General features: G+C 65.6%; 24 protein-coding genes. 11 read left to right on the forward strand and 13 right to left on the reverse strand.

Annotated elements, in window-relative coordinates; all coding sequences use genetic code 11:
• Positions 1-144: 144 nt before the first annotated feature.
• The 3 genes from VF992_00425 to VF992_00435 form a co-directional block, all read right to left on the reverse strand.
• Complete coding sequence (locus tag VF992_00425) at positions 145-846, reverse strand: MIP family channel protein (protein ID HEX9339628.1); 702 nt, start codon at positions 844-846, stop codon at positions 145-147.
• 71 nt (positions 847-917) lie between these two features.
• Positions 918-1,412 carry a hypothetical protein gene (locus tag VF992_00430; protein ID HEX9339629.1) on the reverse strand — a complete coding sequence of 165 codons (495 nt, stop codon included), beginning with the start codon at positions 1,410-1,412 and terminating at the stop codon, positions 918-920.
• A 47-nt stretch (positions 1,413-1,459) separates the two neighbouring features.
• A complete protein-coding gene (locus VF992_00435; protein ID HEX9339630.1) occupies positions 1,460-2,149 on the reverse strand; it encodes a hypothetical protein in 690 nt (229 codons plus the stop codon).
• Positions 2,150-2,268: 119 nt separating this feature from the next.
• Here VF992_00435 and nikR point away from each other — a divergent pair, with 119 nt between their 5' ends.
• Positions 2,269-2,676 (forward strand): nickel-responsive transcriptional regulator NikR, encoded by a 408-nt coding sequence (nikR, locus tag VF992_00440; GenBank protein HEX9339631.1) that lies wholly within the window; start codon positions 2,269-2,271, stop codon positions 2,674-2,676.
• 97 nt (positions 2,677-2,773) lie between these two features.
• On the forward strand, positions 2,774-3,220 hold the full coding sequence (locus tag VF992_00445) for a hypothetical protein (protein ID HEX9339632.1): 447 nt from the start codon (positions 2,774-2,776) through the stop codon (positions 3,218-3,220).
• Positions 3,221-3,390: 170 nt separating this feature from the next.
• Here the strand turns inward: VF992_00445 and VF992_00450 are convergent, their stop codons facing one another.
• From VF992_00450 to VF992_00460, 3 genes are all read right to left on the reverse strand, one after another.
• Positions 3,391-3,933 (reverse strand): hypothetical protein, encoded by a 543-nt coding sequence (locus VF992_00450; protein HEX9339633.1) that lies wholly within the window; start codon positions 3,931-3,933, stop codon positions 3,391-3,393.
• A gap of 115 nt (positions 3,934-4,048) precedes the next feature.
• A complete protein-coding gene (locus VF992_00455) occupies positions 4,049-4,399 on the reverse strand; it encodes a hypothetical protein (GenBank protein ID HEX9339634.1) in 351 nt (116 codons plus the stop codon).
• Between the two features lie 27 nt (positions 4,400-4,426).
• Positions 4,427-5,620, reverse strand: a complete 1,194-nt coding sequence (locus tag VF992_00460) for a NosD domain-containing protein (GenBank protein HEX9339635.1) — start codon at positions 5,618-5,620, stop codon at positions 4,427-4,429.
• Positions 5,621-6,115: 495 nt separating this feature from the next.
• On the opposite strand from VF992_00460, the gene VF992_00465 reads away from it, so the two are divergent.
• The 8 genes from VF992_00465 to VF992_00500 all read left to right on the forward strand — a co-directional run bounded on the left by VF992_00465 (position 6,116) and on the right by VF992_00500 (position 14,297).
• On the forward strand, positions 6,116-6,955 hold the full coding sequence (locus tag VF992_00465; GenBank protein HEX9339636.1) for a proline dehydrogenase family protein: 840 nt from the start codon (positions 6,116-6,118) through the stop codon (positions 6,953-6,955).
• 32 nt (positions 6,956-6,987) lie between these two features.
• The gene (nth, locus tag VF992_00470) at positions 6,988-7,704 is read left to right on the forward strand and encodes an endonuclease III (protein ID HEX9339637.1); all 717 of its coding nucleotides are present in this window, start codon (positions 6,988-6,990) and stop codon (positions 7,702-7,704) included.
• An 18-nt stretch (positions 7,705-7,722) separates the two neighbouring features.
• A complete protein-coding gene (gene cyoE, locus VF992_00475; GenBank protein ID HEX9339638.1) occupies positions 7,723-8,592 on the forward strand; it encodes a heme o synthase in 870 nt (289 codons plus the stop codon).
• A gap of 105 nt (positions 8,593-8,697) precedes the next feature.
• Positions 8,698-9,921 (forward strand): citrate synthase/methylcitrate synthase, encoded by a 1,224-nt coding sequence (locus VF992_00480; protein ID HEX9339639.1) that lies wholly within the window; start codon positions 8,698-8,700, stop codon positions 9,919-9,921.
• Between the two features lie 10 nt (positions 9,922-9,931).
• The gene (gene icd, locus VF992_00485) at positions 9,932-11,194 is read left to right on the forward strand and encodes an isocitrate dehydrogenase (NADP(+)) (protein ID HEX9339640.1); all 1,263 of its coding nucleotides are present in this window, start codon (positions 9,932-9,934) and stop codon (positions 11,192-11,194) included.
• The gene (locus VF992_00490) at positions 11,191-11,628 is read left to right on the forward strand and encodes a hypothetical protein (protein ID HEX9339641.1); all 438 of its coding nucleotides are present in this window, start codon (positions 11,191-11,193) and stop codon (positions 11,626-11,628) included. Before icd ends, VF992_00490 begins: the two co-directional genes overlap by 4 nt.
• A gap of 78 nt (positions 11,629-11,706) precedes the next feature.
• Positions 11,707-13,692 (forward strand): (Fe-S)-binding protein, encoded by a 1,986-nt coding sequence (locus VF992_00495; GenBank protein ID HEX9339642.1) that lies wholly within the window; start codon positions 11,707-11,709, stop codon positions 13,690-13,692.
• A gap of 206 nt (positions 13,693-13,898) precedes the next feature.
• Positions 13,899-14,297 carry a DoxX family protein gene (locus VF992_00500; GenBank protein ID HEX9339643.1) on the forward strand — a complete coding sequence of 133 codons (399 nt, stop codon included), beginning with the start codon at positions 13,899-13,901 and terminating at the stop codon, positions 14,295-14,297.
• Here VF992_00500 and VF992_00505 read toward each other — a convergent pair.
• The 5 genes from VF992_00505 to VF992_00525 form a co-directional block, all read right to left on the reverse strand.
• Complete coding sequence (locus tag VF992_00505) at positions 14,294-14,578, reverse strand: 4a-hydroxytetrahydrobiopterin dehydratase (GenBank protein HEX9339644.1); 285 nt, start codon at positions 14,576-14,578, stop codon at positions 14,294-14,296. The genes VF992_00500 and VF992_00505 overlap by 4 nt on opposite strands.
• Before the next feature lie 123 nt (positions 14,579-14,701).
• Complete coding sequence (locus VF992_00510) at positions 14,702-15,526, reverse strand: hypothetical protein (GenBank protein ID HEX9339645.1); 825 nt, start codon at positions 15,524-15,526, stop codon at positions 14,702-14,704.
• A gap of 26 nt (positions 15,527-15,552) precedes the next feature.
• Entirely contained in the window at positions 15,553-15,957 is a 405-nt protein-coding gene (locus tag VF992_00515; GenBank protein ID HEX9339646.1) for a hypothetical protein, read from the reverse strand.
• A 48-nt stretch (positions 15,958-16,005) separates the two neighbouring features.
• Positions 16,006-16,962 carry an electron transfer flavoprotein subunit alpha/FixB family protein gene (locus tag VF992_00520; GenBank protein ID HEX9339647.1) on the reverse strand — a complete coding sequence of 319 codons (957 nt, stop codon included), beginning with the start codon at positions 16,960-16,962 and terminating at the stop codon, positions 16,006-16,008.
• 16 nt (positions 16,963-16,978) lie between these two features.
• On the reverse strand, positions 16,979-17,752 hold the full coding sequence (locus VF992_00525; protein ID HEX9339648.1) for an electron transfer flavoprotein subunit beta/FixA family protein: 774 nt from the start codon (positions 17,750-17,752) through the stop codon (positions 16,979-16,981).
• Positions 17,753-17,899: 147 nt separating this feature from the next.
• Between VF992_00525 and VF992_00530 the strand changes: the two genes are divergently transcribed.
• The gene (locus VF992_00530) at positions 17,900-18,445 is read left to right on the forward strand and encodes a class I SAM-dependent methyltransferase (GenBank protein ID HEX9339649.1); all 546 of its coding nucleotides are present in this window, start codon (positions 17,900-17,902) and stop codon (positions 18,443-18,445) included.
• Positions 18,446-18,724: 279 nt separating this feature from the next.
• Here VF992_00530 and VF992_00535 read toward each other — a convergent pair whose 3' ends face one another.
• Together VF992_00535 and VF992_00540 are read right to left on the reverse strand one after the other, a co-directional pair.
• Entirely contained in the window at positions 18,725-20,017 is a 1,293-nt protein-coding gene (locus tag VF992_00535; GenBank protein HEX9339650.1) for a Glu/Leu/Phe/Val dehydrogenase, read from the reverse strand.
• Between the two features lie 77 nt (positions 20,018-20,094).
• Positions 20,095-20,498: NAD(P)-dependent oxidoreductase (locus VF992_00540; GenBank protein ID HEX9339651.1), on the reverse strand; the 404-nt coding region annotated here is incomplete at its 5' end.

Genomic DNA, 20,498 nt, shown 5'->3' on the forward strand with positions numbered 1-20,498 from the left:
CGGTTTCTGGACCGTCACGACCTTCGGTGGCACGGCCTCCCGAATCATTGTAATGTAGGGACTTCCAAGACCGATTTAAACGTTCCGTCCAGAGTAGCGTCGCGTGCGAACCGCAATTCCGCACATCCAGAAATTCGGCGGCGGTCACGACGAACTGTCGAGGAAGACGTAGCGGTAGAGGAGCGCCGCGACGGCCCCGCCGATCAGCGGCCCGACCCAGTAGACGTACCAATTGTCGAAGAAACCGGAAACGATGGCGGGCCCGAACCAGCGGGCCGGATTCATTGCGGCGCCGGTGAGCGGCCCGCCCATCATGATGTCAATCGAGATCGTCAGGCCGATTGCGAAGCCACCGACGGCGTTGAACGAACCCTTCGGGTCAATGCCCGTCCCGAAGATGACGAAGACGAGGAAGAACGTCAAGACCGCCTCGACGAGGATTCCGGTCCCAACGCCGACATCCCAGCCGAGGGATGCGCCGGTCCCCAGCGCGGGCGTGCCCAGGTGGTACGGCTGCCAGATGTTCTGGGGGAATATCAGAGCGAGCGTAACGGCTCCCCCGACGCCACCAAGGAGCTGCGCGATCCAATAAACGCCTGCGAGACGCGGAGAGATTTGACGACTGACGAGGGCCCCGAACGTCACTGCGGGATTGAAATGGCCACCCGAGACGTGGGCCAGGGCGGACACCATGACTCCGATGGCGAGTCCATGGGCGAGGGCGACGAGCAGGAGGTCCGAGGTGCTCGTGGAGGCGGCGGTGAGGACGGCGCCCGCGCCGATGAAAATCAGCGTGTACGCCCCGACGAACTCCGCCACGGCCTTCCGCCAGGCCGCCACCGCCATCGCCCGCCTCCCCGCGGCCGAACCGGCGCGGCGTACTTCTACTTTCTCGTTCGGCCGAGCCGACGGACGCGTCACGCGAAGTACGACGCGGAGCCGCGATCGAATCCGGGCACGAATTCGAGGTTGAGTTCGGACGGCTGCCACGCGGCGTCCGGGAACACGAGGTTCGGGAAGAAGCGGGCCGTGTCGCCGGAAATCTGCGTGACGATGTGATCCGTGCCGAAGAGCGTCTCGAGGATGCGGTGCGACTGCTCGCGGCACACCCGCTCATCGACGAAGCCGATCGAGTGCATGTACTCGTGCAGGAGGACGTAGAAGGCGTACGGCTTGTAGAGGGCCGGGTTCGTCTCCTGAATCCGGAGGAGCGGGACCTTGTTCATGACGATGACGTTGGACGCGACCGGATAGAACGCGCCGAAGAACCCCTGAGGGTGGTTGCCCAGGTCCGCGAGGGCTAGCATCAGGCCGGCGCGGGTGCGGCCGAGGACCGTCTCGACGGCCCGCTTCACCAGCTCGAAGAGGTCGGAGAGCGTCCGGGACTGATCGAGCTTCCGCGCGAAGTCCATCGACAAAGCCAACGCCTCGGTCGGCCTTAAGGCATTGCCCGCGGAAATCAGGCGGGCGACAGCGGCACGAGGTTCACGCCCTCGAAGCCGACGAACAGGAGGCCCGCGTAGGCGATGCTCAGGACGGCCGCCCCGATGCTGACGGCGCGTCGGACCCGCGCGCTGTCCCACCGCGCCATCGGGTACGACACCCCGATCCCGAACACGATCATCCCCGCCACGACGCCGACGCTGAAGACGCCGACACCGCCGAGGAGGCCCGCGAGGGACGTGACGCTCAGCGACGCCACGAACAGCAGGATCAGCTCGTCGTTGCTCGCGAGCCCGTGCACCACGCCGATCCCGAACATCGCCCGGTGGTGAGGGTCGTCGTGGGAGGAGAGGTGCGTGTGGACGTGCTCCTCTGCCTCGTGGCGGTGCTCGTGGCGGTGAATCAACCCGAACTCAACGAGGAGACTGAACACCCCGATGACGACGAGCATGACCGCCACGGCGAGCTCGAGGTTGTCGAGCACGCCCGTGAGCAGGGTCGTGCGGAACGTGTACAGCAGGACCGTGACGATCGTCGCGGTGATCATGTGCCCGGCCGCCCAGCTCACGCTCATCCACGCCGTCCTCCGGAGGCTCTTGCTCCGGGTCAACAAGTTCGAGACGGCCACGAGATGGTCCGCGTCGTAGCTGTGCTTGAACCCCAAGGCGAGGGCGAGGGCGACGAACAGCAAGGGATCGAGCGGCATCGCGAGACCGTTACGGCCGGGCGGGCGGCGTAACACGCTCGTCCAGAGAGTAACACGCCTTAAACGTTCGCCGGGGATTTGAAGACCCCCGTAACACCTGGGTGGGTCCGGGGTAACACATGACCGTGGACCGCATCGGTGTCTCGCTCCAGGGGAGGCTCCTCGACGATTTCGACCGGCTCGTCCGCTCCGAAGGTTTCCCGAGCCGCTCCGAGGCGCTGCGGGAGCTGATCCGGCGCGCGCTCATCCGGGAACGCCGGGAGGCGGGCGGAAAGGTGGTCGGCACGATCACGTTCGTCTACCGCCACGACGTCGGCATGGTCACCCATCGGATCCTTCATCGACAGCACGACTTCCTCGGGACGATCCGAGCGACGGCCCACACCCACCTGAATGAGGAGACGTGTCTCGAGGTCCTGATTGTGGAAGGGGACGCAGGACGCGTACAGGAACTCTCGGACCGCCTCAAGACGACGAAAGGCGTCTTGTTTGCGGAGACCGTGGTCGCGGCGGCGGACATCGGATAGTCGTGAGTACCACCTGTGGGAACGCCACGGAAGGATTTATCCGGAGGCACGGGGACGCCGTTCCGATAGCCCACCGGCCTCTCAGGATCGAGTCCCGATGTCGTACCCCTACGCCCCGACGCGCCCTCAGCGAGGCCCGCCGTCGTTGCCGTTCGGGTGGGGCGTCGTGACCGTCCTGCTGGTCGGCGCGGTCTTCACGATCGTGGGCATCGTGATTATCCTCTACGCGTTTTTCGGCTTCCTCATGGGCACCATCGGCGCGGCGACGAGCTCTTCCTTTTCCGTGATGGCGTTCTTCCAATCGTTCTTCGGCGCGATCATCCTGTTCGTCATCGGCGGCGTCCTCGCCGGCGTCGGCGGCTGGCTGATTCGGCTCTGGTGGATCTTTCTGCTCGTCGGCGTCGTCACGGGTGTCGGGAGCGCCAATACGGCCCGGGACCGCGAGGTCTCGCGCGGCCCGGCCATCCAGATCCGGTGCACGAAGTGCGGCCGGCTGAACCCGGAGTGGGCCCAATTCTGCATGGGCTGCCGGAATCCCGTCTAGGACCCCGCGAGCTGAAACTCGGTTCTGAAACAAAGAATTGCGGATCGAGTTCCCTCTTCGTACTCATCATCCCCGGTAGACGCGTAATCCGCGACCGTGTCCAGGAAGGAAGAGCCCCTGGTGCAGGGCTACTCGTCGGCACGCGTCGCAATCTGCGATGTATACGGACCTCATTTACTTCGGATTCGGAAGTCGAGTTCCGATCGCCGGCGCGTCTTCACCCGTCCACGGGTGGCAAGTCGGTAGCTGATCCCCGCAACGAGACCAGTAGGAAGCGCCTCGAGGATAACCCGTGACGCCAGCGAGGTTTCCGGCCCAAGCCATACTGAGACGAGAAGGTCAAGGGAAATGAACACGATGGCGGTGATAGCTCCGCTCCACATGAACAATCTCGCACGTCGGTCGAGCAATCCCACGCTATTCGGCCCGGTCACCTCTACACCCAACAATCCCGGGTTGTCACGGATCCTTTCACTCGTTTCCCTGGCGATGGCAATAAAAAAGGCGACCGTCAACACGGCAAGGACGAAGAGGCTCCCATAAATTACCGCCGACGGTGAGGATTTTGAGTTCGGGAATAGGGCGAACGAGGCCGGGACCAACGCCAGCCAAAGAAAAAGAAGGATCGTTATCAGCATGAGCGTCTTTCTTCGCGATTTGAGACGGCCGACGATTGCCGCCACCCTAGAGGTTCTTGGGACGGCCATCTGCACACTGACCAGAAGTGGCCACACGCTCTTTAACGCTGCCGAGCCCTTGGCCATGACCCGCGCCGTCGAGAGGCCCGAAAATCAAAGGATCACAACCATGAGTGACAGGCTGCTCGAATCACGTCAAGGCGGTCATCAGCAGCAACCCAATCCCCAGGAGGAAGAGCTGAATCATGAACCAAAACTCTTCGCGGCGCCGTTGCATGCGGTCGTCGACGACCACTCCACGATACGTACTGGACATCAAATACGCGGGATTCCCGATTAGCCGAAGTTCGCCGAAACCCGAGCCCACGAGGAGAGCGAGCGCCAAGAGGGCGATTCCACTTAGCCGAAAGACAAGCACGAGAACTTCGACAAATGTCACCCGCCAGAAGATTGTGGTCACGGCGGCGACAATCGAGTCGACCAGCACGGCGCCGCCAAAGACCTTCAAGCTGCGAACGAAGGCTCGATAGATGCTCCCCATTCGCGGCTGCGATTCATGACACCGGATTCACCGACGGGCGTTGCCGTCTCGCTTCGACCGGGCTCTTCTTCGGACATATAGAAAGGCAATAATCGAAAGGATTACAGCCCCGGCTCCCGTGAGGGTTATCGTCAGCAGCAAGCTGAAGGGGAGACTCGAAGGCGGATTCGTGACTTGGCCGTATGGGGTCATGAGTGGATAGCGGTCCCGAGGGCCGCCTTCGACGAGCATTGGAGCGTCGCCGATCCCGTCGGGCGAGCTGCAGTCATCCTGAAGCTCACCCCGGCACCGGTCTTGCCCGGAATAGTTCGACCAGTAGTTGCCTCCGCTCGGGTATCCGTCATCCCAGGATGACCCGGTGCCGGACAGATCCCTCGCTTGGGCGGCGTTCGAGACGAAATTGTTGTGATAGACCGAGATTCGTGCCGAGGACACGATGGACAAACCGGATCGGTTGTTCCGAGCGATTGAATTCCGAGCAATGACCAAACCATCAGATTCCCAGATCGCGATTCCGTCGCGTCCATCCGAGATTGTGTTGTCGGTAATTGTGCCGTTCTTCGTCTGACCTATCCACAGCCCAAAGTCATGGCCAACCAGGACGTTCCGCGAAATCACGATGGCTGAGAGTTGATACTGCGCGGAGATTCCTATGCCATTCTGTGAGAACTCGTTATTCTCTAGCGTGATGTTGTCGCTCGCTGTCTCAAGGTCAATCCCCCACACATTCCGTAGGAACCTGTTTTCCGTGGCGACCACCGAAGTGGAAAGCAAGATGTGAACTCCATCGGAATTTTGTTCCGCGAGATTGCCCCTCAGCGTCACGTTCGACACGGAGTCGAGATAGAACCCGTTCCAATCACTCGACACCGTGTTGTTAATGAGGAGAAGCCCCATCGATCGCTCCACATGGATCCCGTGAAAATTGTCAGTCGCCGTCGTTGATTCGATTCGAGCATTCGTGACGTTGCATAGCACGACTCCGTCGTTGCTCGAGTTGACACCCGAATGGACGGTCACGTTTCGGATGACAAAGGAGGCGGTGGTGTTTCGCACGAAAATTCCATCGCCTGACGCGGCGGAAATGTCCCAATGTTCGATGATGAAAGGGTCTGCCGGAGCACCTGTTCCCCTCACGACACCATTCGTAGACGAGAAGTTCCTATCGCCCTCGATGTGGATGGGCAGATGCGGTGGATACGAAGCCGAGACTGGAGGCATTAGCAATGGGAAGGAGGCGAAAGACAGGATCACTCCAAGCAGCGGTATGATCCAGAGGGAAGATCGATTCTCGGTGCCAACGGATCTCCGGAGTCTCGGTTCGCGATTCTGCACCCCATTCACCTGGTAGACGTCACACGTCGCTGGGCCATAGTCACCGCGGGACCGGACGTCCGTAGTTACCGAGATGCACCGTGCCGCAGTCGACAACGCCTGTTTGGTATCGACTAATGGAGCCCAAGCAGTCCAACGCTATGTCGAACAAGTCGTTGTAGGCTGTTGTACGGACCGGTGAATACCCTCTGGGGACTTATTTCCGTCGGCTCGCCGCTCATTTTGGGGCTTGCGGTAAGGGCCGTCTCATCCCGAGGCATGGACCCTGGAGTCTGACATCCCGACACCACCGACCTTCTCGAGGCAGTTTCCGTGTGGGCTCGGGGCGAATCTCTGCGGTTCGGAACTTATTTGAGTCCGCGACGGGGTTCGCGCGAGTCGATGGGGCTCCTCACCCGCTTCGCAAGCCAGTGGGTGGCGGGCGAGACCCTCGACGATGCGCTACGCGTGGCGAAGGACGCGAACCGCCGCGGGATCGACGCCCTCGTCAACCACCTCGGAGAGCACTACCACGACAAGGCGAGTGTCGAGGCGACGACCCGGGAGTATCTCCGGCTGGTGTCCGCGATGCGCGTCCAAGGGATCCGCGGACATCTGAGCCTCAAACCGACCCAGTTCGGCGTGCTGATCGACCGGTCGTACGCCCTCGCGCAGATGGCCCCCGTCCTCGACGCGATGAAGGCGGACGGCCGCGTACTGTGGCTCGACATGGAGGGCTCGAACACGACGGACGACACGATCTGGATCGGCGAGAATCTGCGGACGTGGTACGATCGCGTCGGCATCTGCGTCCAGGCCAACTTGCGGCGGACTCCGGGCGACCTGAACTGGCTCCTCGACCGGGGCATTCGCGTGCGCCTCGTGAAAGGCGCATACAAGGAGAACCCGGACGTCGCCTTCCCGACGCGAACGGAGATCGACCGGGCGTACCTCGCCCTGCTCGAGACGTTGTTCGAACGGGGCCGAGATTTCGAGGTCGCGAGCCACGACGGGCGAATGGTCGACCGGGCCCTCGAGCTCGCGAGGGACCGTCCGACGCCGTTCGAGTTCGCGATGCTCCAGGGGGTGCGGGACCCGCTGAAGGACGAACTCGTGAAGCAGGGCCATCGCGTGGCCGAATACATCCCGTACGGCCCGAACTGGCTGCCGTACTTCACCCGCCGGCTGCGGGAACGGCCTCGGAACATCGTCACCATGGTCCGCTCCTTCGTGAGCGGCTGAAGCCTTTTCCTGTTCCGCGGCCATCCGACCCTGTGGACGAGCGCGCCTTCCGGCGGACGATGGCGATCCTCGAGAAGGCCTATCCCATGCAGGATTGGTCGCGCGGCATGACGGCCTTCGAGGTCCTCGTCTCGACGGTCCTGTCGCAGAGCACGACCGTGGCGAACGAGCGACGCGGCCTGGAGGGGTTGCGGAGGCGGTTCGGCGAAGTCACGCCGGAGCGCCTTGCGGCCGCGCGGGATGACGACATCGCGGAGGCGATCTGGCACGCCGGCCTGGCGCGGCAGAAAGCCCCGCGGATCCGGAGCCTCTCGAAGTCGATCCTGGAGGCGTGGAACGGCCACGTCGAGCGGATCCTCGACCTTCCCACCGATGCGGCCCGGGCCGCCCTGATGGAGTTGCCCGGCGTCGGCCCGAAGACGGCCGACGTCGTGCTGGCGATGGCGGGCGGCCATCCGACGTTCCCGGTGGACACGCACATCGCTCGGATCGCGAGGCGGTGGAATCTCGGGCGATCCGGGGACTACGAATCGATCCGAGCCGCCCTGGAGCGGCGCACGCCCGCGGACAAGCGGAAGCCCTGGCACCTCGCGATCATCGCCCACGGCCGGACCCTCTGCAAAGCACGCAATCCGCGGTGCGATGAATGTCCGGTACGGCGGGACTGCGACTGGTATCGGCGCGTTCGAGGCCCGCGTCGATCGCGCAGGCGGCCGCGCGACAAAAGGTTAAGAGCGCCAAGGAAATAGTGCGGTTCGCGGTGGGCTGTGGCCGTCGCGGACTATATTCAGTTGATGAAACTGCGGATCGATGCGCTCCTGTTGCTCGTGGCCGCCGCCGGATACGTCGCGACGAGCGGTCCGCAGGTGGACCCGTCCCGGTTCGGCCTGCTCATGGCCTCCGGCCTGCTCGCCGCCGCCGGCGCGAGCGCGACGAACCACTACTTGGATCGCGACCTCGACTCCTTGATGCGGCGCACGCAGTCGCGGCCCCTGCCGCAACACCGAATCGACCCGCCGGCGCATGCGCTCGAATTCGGCGTCGGGTTCTTGGCCCTGGGACTCGGGATCGCGGGGTTCGGGATCAACGTCCTCACGGCCGCGATGATCGGCCTCGGCTACGCGATCTACATCGGCGTGTACACGCTCGGCCTGAAGCGGTCTCACGTGAGCAACATCGTAATCGGAGGATTCGCCGGGTCGTGCCCCGCGCTCGCCGGCTCGGCCGCGGCCGCGAACGCAATCAGCCTGCCGGCCGCTCTCATCGCGCTCCTCGTGTTCCTCTGGACCCCCGGCCACTTCTGGGCGCTCGCATACCGGAGCCGAGACGACTACCGCCGCGCCGGAATCCCGATGTTGCCCGCGGTCCGCGACGAGCGCACGTCGGCGTGGGCGATCGGCGCGTCGACGGCAATCTTAGCGGTTGCGAGCATCGCGTTCATGTTCACGAACGCCTTCGACTTCGTGTATCTCGCCGTGGCGGGCGTCGCGGGCGGCGTCCTCGTCGCGCTGACGGCGAGGTTCCTCCGGACCCCGACAGCCCAGACCGCGTGGGCGGGATACAAGTTCTCGGGCGTGTACCTGACCCTCGTCCTGATCGCCATCATGGTGGACGCGATCGTGCGAATTCCGGTGTGAGGCGTCGTTCGGCGCAAGTTCCGACCCTGCCTTTTAATACGAGCCTCACCTAGTATCCTCGAACCCACGAATCGGTGGACGTCATGCCGGCGTTGGCGTTTGTTGATGGCCATCGGTCTCGCGCCCCACGTCGCCGCGGGAACGCTTCGGACTGAGGCGACGGCGATGGGCAGCCCCGTGAAGACGGATCTTGCGGGCCCGCGGATCGACAAGGGCCTGGATGACGTCTACGTGAAGGAGAGCTCGATCTGCTTCGTCGACGGGCAACGGGGTCGCCTCCTGTATCGGGGATACGACATCCGAGACCTCGCGGCCGGCTCCACGTACGAGGAGACGGTCTTCCTCCTCCTCGAAGGCCACCTCCCGAACCGCGAGGAGCTCGAGCGGGCGAAGGCGGAACTCGCGGCGGGCCGCACGCTCCAGCCGTCCGTCGTGCGGCTCCTCCGATCGATGCCGGAGCACGCGAACCCGATGGACGTCCTGCGCACGGCGGTGTCCTACCTGTACAGCTTCGACCCGGACCGCGACGACACGACCCGCGCCGCGAACCTGCGGAAGGCCCGGAGGCTCGTCGCGCAGCTCGGCACGATCGTCGCGGCGTACGAGCGCATGCGAAAGGGGCAGCGAATCCTCCGGCCGAATCCGAAGCTCGGCCACGCGGAGGACTTCCTGCGGATGATGACGGGGAAGAGGCCGGATGCCGCGCGCGCCCGCATCATGGACGTCGCGATGATCCTGTACGCGGACCACGCGATGAACGCCTCCACGTTCGCCGCGACGGTCGCGGCGTCGACGAAGGCGGACCTGTACAGCACGATCGTCGCGGCGCTCTCGGCGCTCAAGGGGCCGCTCCACGGCGGGGCGATCGAGGCCTCCCTCCGCGGGATGGAGACGGCGGGGACGCCGGAGCGGGCGGAAGAGTACGTCCTCACGACCTTGGCGAACCACCAGGTCGTCTACGGCTTCGGCCACCGCGTCTACAAGACGTACGACCCCCGGGCGATCGTCCAGAAAGAGTTCGCGCGGCAGCTCGCCGAGAAGACGGGGGACGACCGGCTGTACCGGGTCGCGACCGCGATCGAGGAGACCGTCGTGCGGGAGATCGGCTCGAAGGGCATCTATCCGAATGTCGACTACTATTCCGGGCTCGTCTTCCAAGGCCTCGGGATCCCGACGGACCTCTTCACCCCGGTCTTCGCGGTCGCGCGGATCGCCGGTTGGACCGCGCAGGTGATGGAGTACTGGGAAGACAACCGCCTCCTGCGGCCGCTCGACTGGTACGTCGGGCCGAAAGACCTCGTCTACACGCCGATCGACGAGCGATCGTGAGGCGACACGGATGCCCGCGGAGCGCCTCGTCCTGCGGCCTCCGGACGGCGGGCACAAGATTCTGATCACGGAGGCGGGGATCCGCGTCCCGGACGACCCGATCGTCCCGCTCATCGAGGGAGACGGCGTCGGCCCCGACGTCGTGCGCGCCGCGCGCAAGGCCGTGGACGCGACCGTCGCGGACGCGTTCGGCGGCCGCCGGCGGATCGTCTGGTACGGCGTGCCGGCGGGGGAGCGGGCGATGTTTCAGTTTGGCGAGATGCTCCCGGAGGCCACGCTCGGCGCGATCCGGGAGTACGTCGTCGCGTTGAAGGGCCCGCTCACGACGCCGGTCGGCGGGGGGTTCCGCTCGCTGAACGTCACCCTCCGGAAGGCGCTCGACCTCTACGCCAACGTGAGGCCGATCTACTGGATCCCCGGGGTGCCGAGTCCCGTGACGCATCCGGAGCGCCTCGACATCATCATCTTCCGCGAAGGGACGGAGGACGTCTACGCGGGGATCGAGTGGGAGAAAGGGTCCGCGGAGGCGGCGCGGATGATCGACATCCTCGAGAAGGAGTTCCGGACGCACGTGCGGCCGGACAGCGGGCTCGGCGTCAAGCCGGTGAGCGAGACGGGATCGAAGCGGCTCATCCGGAAGGCGATCCGGTACGCGATCCAGAGCGGCCGCCGCTCCGTGACGCTCGTCCACAAAGGGAACATCATGAAGTATACCGAGGGCGCGTTCCGCACTTGGGGATACGAGGTCGCGAGGAACGAATTCGGCGAATCGACGATCGCCTGGGACGACGTCGCCAAGTCGTACGGCGGCCAAGCCCCGAAAGGCAAGGTCGTGATCAAGGACGTGATTGCGGACAACATGTTCCAGCAACTCCTGCTGCGGCCGGAGGAGTACGACGTCCTCGCGACGACGAACCTGAACGGGGATTACCTGAGCGACGCGGCCGCGGCCCAGATCGGCGGGCTGGGCGTCGCGCCGGGCGCGAACATCGGGGACGCCCATGCGCTCTTCGAGCCGGTCCACGGCAGCGCGCCGAAGTACGCCGGATTGGACAAGGTCAACCCGACCGCGGAAATCCTCGCGGGCGTCTTGATGCTCGACTACCTCGGATGGCGGGAAGCGGCCGAGCGGCTCCGGGACGCCGTCAAGGCGGTCATCAAGTCGAAGGTCGTCACGTACGACCTCGCGCGTCAGATGCCCGACGCGAAGGAAGTCGGGACGGCCGCCTTCGCCGACGCCGTCGTGGGCGCGATCCGCGGGGCGGGCCGTTGACGGCCCGAGACGATCACGCGTGCGACTCGGAGCTCGAACGGTCCGTGTGCGCCGAGATGACGCGCCAAAGCCTCCCGCACGAACATCGGTCGCTCCATTTCCGGATCGCGGATGCGTCGGGCGGGACGGAGGAGTACACGCCCGCGATCGTCGCGCGACGCGGCTCGCTCCTGTTCCTCGTGGATTCGGTCGACTCCGCCGCGGACCGAAACGCGATTCGTCGTTTCTCGCGGTTCCTCGAGCAGCACTCGCCGGAGCTCGTGCTCGCCGTGGTCACGGCGGACGATGCGGTCGAGCGAATCCCTCCAGACGCGTACGACGAAATCTATGCCGCTTCCGACGTCGCCAAGCTAACGGCGCGAATCCGGTCGCAAGATCCGAAGGGGATCATCCGACCTTTCGACAAGCCGCGTCCGCGAGACTCCGCCATGTGATTCCGCGAGGACGCCGGCCGATACGCGCTCGCGCGACCCGCGGGTTGAAGAAGGAAGGCCGCTTTCCTTCGGGGGAGCATGGTCCTGAGTCCGACCGAGACGTACGTCGCGACCCTCTTCCTCGCCGTCACGCTGTCGATCTTCGGCCGGAAGATGTACTTCCGCCTGCGGTACCTCTTCGCCGCGAAGGCCGTGGAACGGCGGTGGGATCATATTCCCACGCGCATCAAGAACTTCGTCGTCTACGGGATCTTCCAGAGGAAAGTCGCGCGCGAATGGTACGCCGGCGTGCTCCACTCGTTCATCTTCTGGGCGTTTGTCATCCTCGGAGCCAGCGTCGTCGAGATCACGGCGCAGGCCTACGCGCCGGGCTGGCGGGTGCCCACCCCGACGATCGCGGGCTTCTCGTTGAGCGGGCCGCTCTACCTCGCGCAGGAGGTGATCGCCGTCCTCGCGGCGATCGGGGTGGGGATGGCCCTCTACCGACGGTACGTCATCCGCCCGAAGAAACTCATGCACGAGGGGATGCGCGACGCGACGATCGTCCTCTTCTTCATCCTCGGAATCGTGATCTCGCTCCTCCTCTACAACGCGGCCGACATCGCGGCCGGAACGGCCTCCCTGCCGGAGTGGAAACCGATTTCGTCCGCCCTCGCCGCCGTCCCGGGCCTCGTCCTCGACGCGACATGGTGGCGGGCGTTCTGGTGGACCCACGTCCTCCTGCTGTTCTCGTTCCTCGCGTACGTGCCCCACTCGAAACACATGCACATCATCTTCGCGATCGTCAACACGTTCTTCATGGACCTCACCCCGAAGGGGACGTTGAAGAAGGTCGATCTCGAGAAGACCGAGACGTTCGGGGTGGACCGCGTCGAGCAGCTGTCGTGGCGGCAGCTCCTCGATGGCTACGCTTGCACGGAGTGCGGCCGGTGCACGGACGCGTGTCCGGCGAACGCGACGGGCAAGCCGCTCAACCCGATGCGCATCATCACGAACATGCGGGACACGCTGGACGAGCAGGGCGCCGCGATCGTGCGCGGGACGGTCGCCGGCCTCCCGGACATGTTCGAGACCGTCCACTCGACGGAGGGCATCTGGGCGTGCACGACGTGCTACGCATGCGTATACGAGTGCCCCGTGATGAACGAGCACGTGCCGAAGATCATCGAGATGCGGCGGAACCTCGTCCTGACGCGGGGGGAGATGCCTCCCGAGACGATGGAGGCGATGCGGAAGATCGAGCAGAACTACAACCCGTGGGGCATCGGGTGGGATCGGCGCGCGAGCTGGGCGGACGGCCTCGGCGTCAAGACGATGTCGGACGCCCTCGCGTCGGGGGACGCGATCGACGTGCTGTACTGGGTCGGCTGCGCCGCATCGTTCGACGACCGCAATCAGAAGGTCGCGAAGGCGTTCGCGCGCATCCTGCAGAAGGCGGGGGTGCGCTTCGCGATCTTGGGGCCGGAGGAAAAGTGCACCGGCGATCCGGCCCGCCGGCTCGGGAACGAGTATCTCGCGCAGGCGATGATCATGGGGAACGTCGAGACGCTGAACCGGTACGGCGTAACGAGGATCGTCGCGACGTGCCCGCACTGCTTCAACACGTTGAAGAACGAATACCCGGACTTCGGAGGGAAGTACGAGGTCGTCCACCATTCGCAGTTCCTCCGGGACCTCATCGACGCCGGTCGCCTCGCGCCGACGAGGGACGTCTTGCAGTTCCTGACGTATCACGATCCGTGCTACCTCGGACGGTACAACGGCCTCTTCGAGGAACCGCGCGAAGTCCTGTACCGGATCCCGGGGGTCCGGGTCGTCGAGATGAGCCGATCCCGCGAACACGGATTCTGCTGCGGGGCCGGCGGCGCCCGGATGTGGATGGAGGAACGCACGGGCGAGAAGGTAAATCACCGCCGCCTGAGCCACGTCGAGGAGACGCAGGCGAACGCCGTCGCGACCGCTTGTCCCTATTGCCTGATCATGCTCGACGACGCGGCAAAGACGAGGAACCGGGAAGACATCCGGCGGTTCGACATCGCGGAGCTCCTCGAACGCTCGCTCTAGGGGTGTGGCCGAAGGCCTATTAGGCGGGGACGCCATGTATTAGCCGCAAGCATCCCTCCACAACGCCGCCCGGGCTTGTGGGCGTGCAAACGTCGCCGGGCGGCCTACTTTTTCTCGGTAGCTCCGCGTACGGATGCTCGCGGGACCCGAAAGCTGAAAGGTTTTTCTATCGCGGCCGACAGTGGGGTGCTGGAGGGGACCAGACTATGCTCTTTCCCGCATTCACGGACGCCGCGGCGCTCCTCGGCCGTATTGCCCTCGCCGCCCTTTTCCTGACCCATGGGTGGCCCAAGATCAAGGACATCCGAAAGCCGATCGGGTTCGTCAAGGGAACCGGGTGGCCCGGAGGCGCGATGTTCGCAATCCTGTTCACCCTCCTAGAATTCTTCGGAGCGATCGCGCTGATCCTTGGCTTCCTGACCCAGATCGTGGCCGTCCTCCTCGTCCTCGAGATGGTTGCAACAACGATCTTCCAGAGGACGAAGCTGAAGGGCAAGTTTAGGGGCGGCTACGAACTCGACGTCGCGTACGCCGCCTTCGCCCTGGTCCTCGCGCTCATGGGCCCGGGTGCGTGGTCCCTCGACCGGATCCTCGGCTTCGCCTAGAGCTCGCTGATCCGCTTCGCGAGATCGAAGTCGAGGCTCGTCAGGCCGTCCTTGTCGTGCGTGGTCAGCGCGAGCCGGACCGTGGCCCAGGAATTGTAGATGTCCGGGTGGTGGTCCATCGATTCCGCGAGCGTTCCGACCTTGTTGATGAATGCGAGCGCCTCTGGGAAATCCCGAAACGTCCAGGTGCGCGCGATCGTCTTCCCCTCGCGAGACCATCCGGGCGTCTCCCGGAGGCGGGCGGCGATGTCCTGCTCCGAGAGGAGAGAGCGGCGGGCCATCGCGGCGGGAAAGACCATCGGGGGCAAAAGGATGATGCTCGCTGGTGCGTGGGACCTCAACCCATCAGGTGCGGGCATTTTGAAAGACCTTTCAAACCGAACCGACGAGGCCTTTCGGCGGGCCTACCGTACGATCACGATCGGCGTCTGCGCGACAATGTCGAATCCCCAGGCGATGTCGAGGCCGATGTGAAGAGCATAGCTGTAATATGAATACGTCCCGCGATAGCTCGAGGCGACGTCCGCAGGGATCGGGATTTCGAACGTGAATGGCACGCCGACCCGGATCCGGTCCATCGGCACGGCCACCTCCGTCTGGTACGTCTCCGTCGTCGCCTCCTGACCGTCCGCCCGAGCCCACTCGCCGCCGATGAGCCGTGTGTACACCCGCCGGATGCGGGCGTTCCCCGTTCGGTTGAGCGTGATGCGGCAGCCGATCAGCTCGCGCGCGAAGAACCGGTCGCCGTCTAGCTCGACGTAGACCTCCGGGCCCTCGCCGCCCGAACGGAACCGCACAGGTTGCGCGAACGTGCGCACGCTCGGGCGGTCGTAGAACACGAAGATCTCGGTGCTCCAGACCGTGTCGACCCAGAGCGGCACGTCGAGGCGCGCCGTGAGGATGTACTTCACGTTCGCGTGGCGCCCCGCGTACGACGGGAGGGCGTGGAGCGGGATCTGGAACCGGAAGGGGAAGCGGTAGGTCCCGGCGGGAAGCGGACCTTCTCCGCGGAGCGGGAGACGCCACTGCACGACCGTCGCGATGGAGCGGTACGTATGCGATTCCTTCCCCGAGCCACGCGTGATGACCGTCTCCTCCGTCCCCGTGAAGTCGACGTAAAGGCCGCGGGCGGAGACCTCGCGGGTCGTGTCGATGACGACCGTCCCTTCGATGACGTCGCCCGTGTAGTACGCGACGCGCGGGAGTTCCACGGCGATCTCGCGCGGCATCGCTCACCCCTCGACGGCCGTGCCGCTCACCGCACCAGGAACCGCGTCCCGCAGTACTGGCACGTCGCGATCCCGAATCGGTCCACGTTCGTCGGAGGCCCGCCGCAGTTCGGGCAGCTGAGCGCGATGGGGCCTTGCTGGCCCGCCGGGACCATCGGCTGCTGAATCGGCGGCGGAGGCGGGATGCTGCGTCGTCCCTGTCCCGAAAGGACCGCCAAGATGATGACCAGGAAGACGAACAGGAACGGGATGCAAAACATAAACGGCAAGAAGCTGGGGAGGAACGTCCCCGTCATGACAATCGAGACCATGGCGACCGCAGCGATTACGACGAACACGACGACTGCGATGAGCTGCGGCGTCGTGCTCCGGCGCGGCGCGACCGGGTACCAGCTCTGCGACGGGGGCGGCGGCGATGGGGGCGGGCCCACGGTTCCGGATGGGCGAGTTCCTTAGATGAACGCTACGGAGGCGTGCCTTCACGCCCGCAGTTCCTTGATCGTCGCGGGCAACAGCTTCAGGACGTCCGCCACGAATCCGAGATGCGCGACCTCGAAGATCGGCGCGGTCGGGTCCGTGTTAATCGCGATGATCAGGCCGGCGTCCTTCATGCCCGCCACGTGCTGCATCGCGCCGCTGATGCCGCACGCCACGTAGAGCTTCGGCCGGACCGTCTTGCCGCTCTGCCCGACCTGGCGGGTCTTCGGGAGCCAGTCCATATCCGTGAGCGGTCGAGACGCGCCCACGACGCCGCCGACGGCCTTCGCGAACTCCTCGATGACGGGAAGGTTCTCCTTCTTCTGGATTCCACGGCCGGCGGATACGATGACGTCCGCCGCGGCGAGGTCGATGTCCTGGACCGTCGGCCGCTCGATCCGCTCGAACCGGGTCCGGATCTTCGTCGCGTCGACCGCGATCGTGGTCGGGGTGACGGCCCCGCCCGCCGCGGGACTCGCCGGCTTCACGGAGCCCGGCCGGAGCGTCACGACGATCGTGCGGTCCGAGCCGATCTCGACCTCCGCCTGGACTTTCTCGTTCAGGAGCCGACGCGTCGCGATGAGCCGGTCGCCTTCGAGACGCATCTCGACCGCGTTCGTCACCAGCGGAAGATCGAGGGCCCCCGCGACCGCCGGCGCGAGATCGTACCCCTGGGACGTGTGGGCCGCGAGCAGGAGTCTCGGCGTCGTCGACTCGAGGAGACCGCGCACCGCCTGCGCGTATCCGTCGCCCGTGTACTCTGCGAGGGCCGCGTCCTCGACCAGCAGGACCTCCGCGCCGAACTTGGCGAGCGCGTCGGCGAGGGCGCGCACGCCTCGGCCGAAGAGGGCGACCCGGGCGGCGCCGCCGGACTGCGCCGCCAAGTCCCGACCTGCAGACACGAGTTCGAACGTCGAAGGCGCGAGCCGTCCTTCGAGATGTTCGGCGACGATCAGGATGTCCTTCGACGTCGGATCACCTCCGCACGAACCCCTTGTCCCGCAAGACCTGCGCGAGCTTCTTCGCCTGCTCCTCGATCGATCCCGTCACCATCTCCGCGTGGCCCTTGGCGACGGGCGGCGAGAGTGCCCGGACGGCGAACGTGTACGGCGGCGCGACGGACGCAGGCGCAATCTCCCGAATCGGCTGGCGTGCGGCCTTCATGATCGCCGGCAACGGCGCGTATCGGGGCGTATTCGCGCCGAACTGGATTGTGAGCAAGGCGGGCAGCGGGACGGCGTAGACGCGCTGCAAGCCGCCCTCGAGCTCCGTCGCCACCTCGAGGCCGCCGTCCTTCGGCTCGACGCGCGTGACGACGCTCGCATGGGGCATCCCGAGGAGGCCGGCGAGGAGCCCGCCCGTCGCCGAGTTCACCTGGTCGTCCGACTGGACGCCGGTCAGCACGAGGTCGTGCGGCAGCGTCCGGATCGCGGCCGCGAGGACCCGCGCGACCGTGCCGACATCGTATCCGGCGGGATCTTCCGACGCGACGCGGACCGCCTCGTCGGCCCCTTTCGCCAGCGCTTCGCGCAACATCTGCTCGGTCCGCTTCGGGCCGACCGTGAGGGCGACCACGCGTCCCCCTTGCGTCTCCTTGAGCCGCACCGCTTCCTCGAGGGCGTACTCGTCCGCGCCGTTGATCTTGTAGTTCAGCGCATCGCGGCGGATGTCTTTCCCGTCCGAGGCAATCGCGAACTGTAGGTCCGGGTTCGGAATCTGCTTGAGGCACACGACGACGTTCAGGGGCATGGCACCGTTGGGAAAGTCCGAGGCTTTTTAACGTTGCCGATGCGACGAGCCGGCCGCCGGGCCGCGTGCAAGGCATCTGGCGCCACGTCCGCCGAAACTCCACCGGCGAAGGGCTCATCGCGGGGTCCCGCCTTCGCCGGTTCCGGGATGAACGAAACGATTCGCGCGCGGGAACGGCTCCGGCCGTTCGTCGAGCAGGCCCGGCGATTCCGCGGCTGGCAGCTCGACGCCTTCGGCCCGAACCCGCTCGATCCGCGAGAGCCTTGGGACTATCGGAGCAGGGCGTCGGAGCTGCTCGAGACGGCCGAGTCCGTCGTCGACGTGGGGACCGGGGGTGGCGAGGTGTTCGACGAAGTCTGTGCGTCGTTCCGCAGGCGGGCCGTCGCGACGGAGCCTTGGCCGGTGAACGCCCCGATCGCCGCCGCGCGGCTGAGACCCCGCGGAATCGGCGTGGTCCATTGCGACAGCCTCGTGCTGCCCTTCCGAGACGATGCCTTCGGCCTCGTGCTGAACCGACACGAAGAGCTGGATCCCGCCGAAGTGGCTCGCGTCCTCTCCCCCGGAGGAACCATCCTCACCCAACAGATTGGGAAGACCTGGTGGCAGGAACTCCGGGAATTCTTCCCGCGGATGCGCCACTTCGGGGACCTGTTCCACCGCTACCAAGACGGCTTGCGGATGTCGGGGGCCTGAACATCGTCCAAGCAACGACCCACGACGGGAGGGCAGCCTACCGCGGGCTCGGGGACGTCGTGTTCATCCTGGGTGTGGCCCCGTGGACGATCCGGGACTTCGATCCGCTCGGGCGCGATCTCCGCGCGCTCCAGAGGGCGGAAGCGTCTCTGTCGGCGCCCGGGGGAATCGTCCTCACGGAAAGTCTCTTCCTCATCGAGGCGACGAAGGAAGCCCGACGAGCCCCGTCGCCCGGGCTCCCTTCCCGCGATGCCAAGGCTCGGCGGGGCCGCGGACGACCTATGGGAAGATGCCGCGCCACTTGTACGCTTCGACGACGCGGCTGATCGCGACCATGTACGCCGCCTGGCGCATGTCGATCCTCTTCGACTCCCGCATGGCCCACACGCGGTCGAACGCGCTCACGATGATGCCCTCGAGCTTCTGGTCCACGTCGGACTTCGTCCAGAAGAACTCGGCCAGGTTCTGCACCCACTCGAAGTACGACACGGTGACGCCGCCGCCGTTCGCGAGGATGTCCGGGATCAGGAGGATCCCTCGCGTGTGGAAGATGTCGTCCGCCTCCGGCGTGGTCGGCCCGTTCGCGCCCTCCGCGATGATCTTCGCCTTCACGCGGGGCGCGTTCTCCGACGTCAGGACGCCCTCGAGGGCGCACGGCGCCAGGATGGCGACGTCGAGCTCGAGGAGCGCCTCGTTCGTGATTTCCTTCGTGCCGGGGAATCCGACGACGCTCCCGGTCTTCTCCTTGAACGCGAGGACCTCCTTCGGGTCGAACCCCGCCTCGCTGTGGATGCCGCCTTTCGAGTCGGAGACCGCCACGATCTTGGCGCCTTGCTCGTCGTGCATCAGGCGTGCGAAGTGGTAGCCGACGTTCCCGAAACCTTGGACCGCGACGGTCGCGCCCCTCAAGGTCAGCTTGACCTTCGAGGCGGCCTCGCGCGTCACGTACATGAGCCCGCGGGACGTCGCCTCGTCGCGGCCGAGGGAGCCGCCGATCACGAGCGGTTTGCCCGTGACGACGCCGGGCATCGCGAATCCCTTGTTCATCGAGATCGTGTCCATGATCCACGCCATCGTCTGGCTGTCCGTGTACACGTCGGGCGCGGGGATGTCCTTCTCCGGCCCGATGATGATCGAGATCTCGGACGCGTATCGCCGGGTCATGCGCTCGAGCTCGTCTTTCGACATCTCCTTCGGGTTGCAGATCACCCCGCCTTTCGCGCCGCCGTACGGGATGCCCATGACCGCGCACTTCCACGTCATCCAACAGGACAGGGCGCGGACCTCGTCGAGGGAGACGTTCCAGTGGTACCGGATCCCGCCCTTGAACGGCCCGATCGCGTCGTTGTACTGCACGCGGTATCCGGTGAACACGCGGATGTGGCCGTCGTCCATCTTGACGGGGAAGTGCACCGTGAGTTCGCGGCGGGGACTCTTGAGGACGTCAAGCATGCCGCCGTCCAGGTTCAGCCTCTTGCCGGCCCGGTCGATCTGTTCCTTGGCGATCTCAAAAGGATTGTACGTGTCCTTCGTCTTCACCATGCGAACCGCCTCCCGATATCCGACGGACATCGAAGGTGGCGGCGAGTAGGGCCGACCGCTTTTAAAGATTGCGCCGGAGTTTTCGCGGGCGATTCCCACGCGCGGGCTCACCGGCCGACGTCCGCGTAGTCGCGGGGATCGATGACGTGTCGTGGCGGATCGCCGCGGAGGAACCGCAGGACGTTGTCGAGCGCCGCCTCCATCGCGGCGGCGCGCTGCCCTGGGACCATCGGCGCGACGTGCGGCGTCATCACGACGTTCGGGAGGTCATCGAATGGCCGGTGGAACGGCCGGCCTTCCCTCGTCGCCGGGTACGTCCACCAGGTGTCGAGCGCGGCGCGGAACGCCGGATGGGACTTCAGGTGATCGAACAGGTCGTCCTCGACGATGAGCTTGCCCCGGGCGATGTTCACGAGGATCGCGTCCTCCTTCATCGACGCGAGGAAGCGGCGGTCCACGAGGCCGTGCGTCGCGCGGGTCAGGGGCAAGGCGAGGACCACGACGTCCGCGG

This window comes from Thermoplasmata archaeon (assembly GCA_036395115.1).
Taxonomy (GTDB): Archaea; Thermoplasmatota; Thermoplasmata; order RBG-16-68-12; family RBG-16-68-12; genus RBG-16-68-12.

Bases quoted from the DNA above. Each gene is read 5' to 3' on its own strand.
- VF992_00425 (HEX9339628.1), bottom strand. From the start codon at position 846: ATGGCGGTGGCGGCCTGGCGGAAGGCCGTGGCGGAGTTCGTCGGGGCG.
- VF992_00445 (HEX9339632.1), top strand. From the start codon at position 2,774: ATGTCGTACCCCTACGCCCCGACGCGCCCTCAGCGAGGCCCGCCGTCG.
- nikR (HEX9339631.1), top strand. From the start codon at position 2,269: ATGACCGTGGACCGCATCGGTGTCTCGCTCCAGGGGAGGCTCCTCGAC.
- VF992_00535 (HEX9339650.1), bottom strand. From the start codon at position 20,017: ATGTCCGTCGGATATCGGGAGGCGGTTCGCATGGTGAAGACGAAGGAC.
- VF992_00500 (HEX9339643.1), top strand. From the start codon at position 13,899: ATGCTCTTTCCCGCATTCACGGACGCCGCGGCGCTCCTCGGCCGTATT.
- VF992_00435 (HEX9339630.1), bottom strand. From the start codon at position 2,149: ATGCCGCTCGATCCCTTGCTGTTCGTCGCCCTCGCCCTCGCCTTGGGG.
- VF992_00460 (HEX9339635.1), bottom strand. From the start codon at position 5,620: ATGCCTCCAGTCTCGGCTTCGTATCCACCGCATCTGCCCATCCACATC.
- VF992_00480 (HEX9339639.1), top strand. From the start codon at position 8,698: ATGGCCATCGGTCTCGCGCCCCACGTCGCCGCGGGAACGCTTCGGACT.
- VF992_00505 (HEX9339644.1), bottom strand. From the start codon at position 14,578: ATGGCCCGCCGCTCTCTCCTCTCGGAGCAGGACATCGCCGCCCGCCTC.
- VF992_00465 (HEX9339636.1), top strand. From the start codon at position 6,116: ATGGGGCTCCTCACCCGCTTCGCAAGCCAGTGGGTGGCGGGCGAGACC.
- VF992_00495 (HEX9339642.1), top strand. From the start codon at position 11,707: ATGGTCCTGAGTCCGACCGAGACGTACGTCGCGACCCTCTTCCTCGCC.
- VF992_00510 (HEX9339645.1), bottom strand. From the start codon at position 15,526: ATGCCGCGCGAGATCGCCGTGGAACTCCCGCGCGTCGCGTACTACACG.
- VF992_00430 (HEX9339629.1), bottom strand. From the start codon at position 1,412: ATGGACTTCGCGCGGAAGCTCGATCAGTCCCGGACGCTCTCCGACCTC.
- VF992_00530 (HEX9339649.1), top strand. From the start codon at position 17,900: ATGAACGAAACGATTCGCGCGCGGGAACGGCTCCGGCCGTTCGTCGAG.
- VF992_00525 (HEX9339648.1), bottom strand. From the start codon at position 17,752: ATGCCCCTGAACGTCGTCGTGTGCCTCAAGCAGATTCCGAACCCGGAC.
- VF992_00455 (HEX9339634.1), bottom strand. From the start codon at position 4,399: ATGGGGAGCATCTATCGAGCCTTCGTTCGCAGCTTGAAGGTCTTTGGC.
- icd (HEX9339640.1), top strand. From the start codon at position 9,932: ATGCCCGCGGAGCGCCTCGTCCTGCGGCCTCCGGACGGCGGGCACAAG.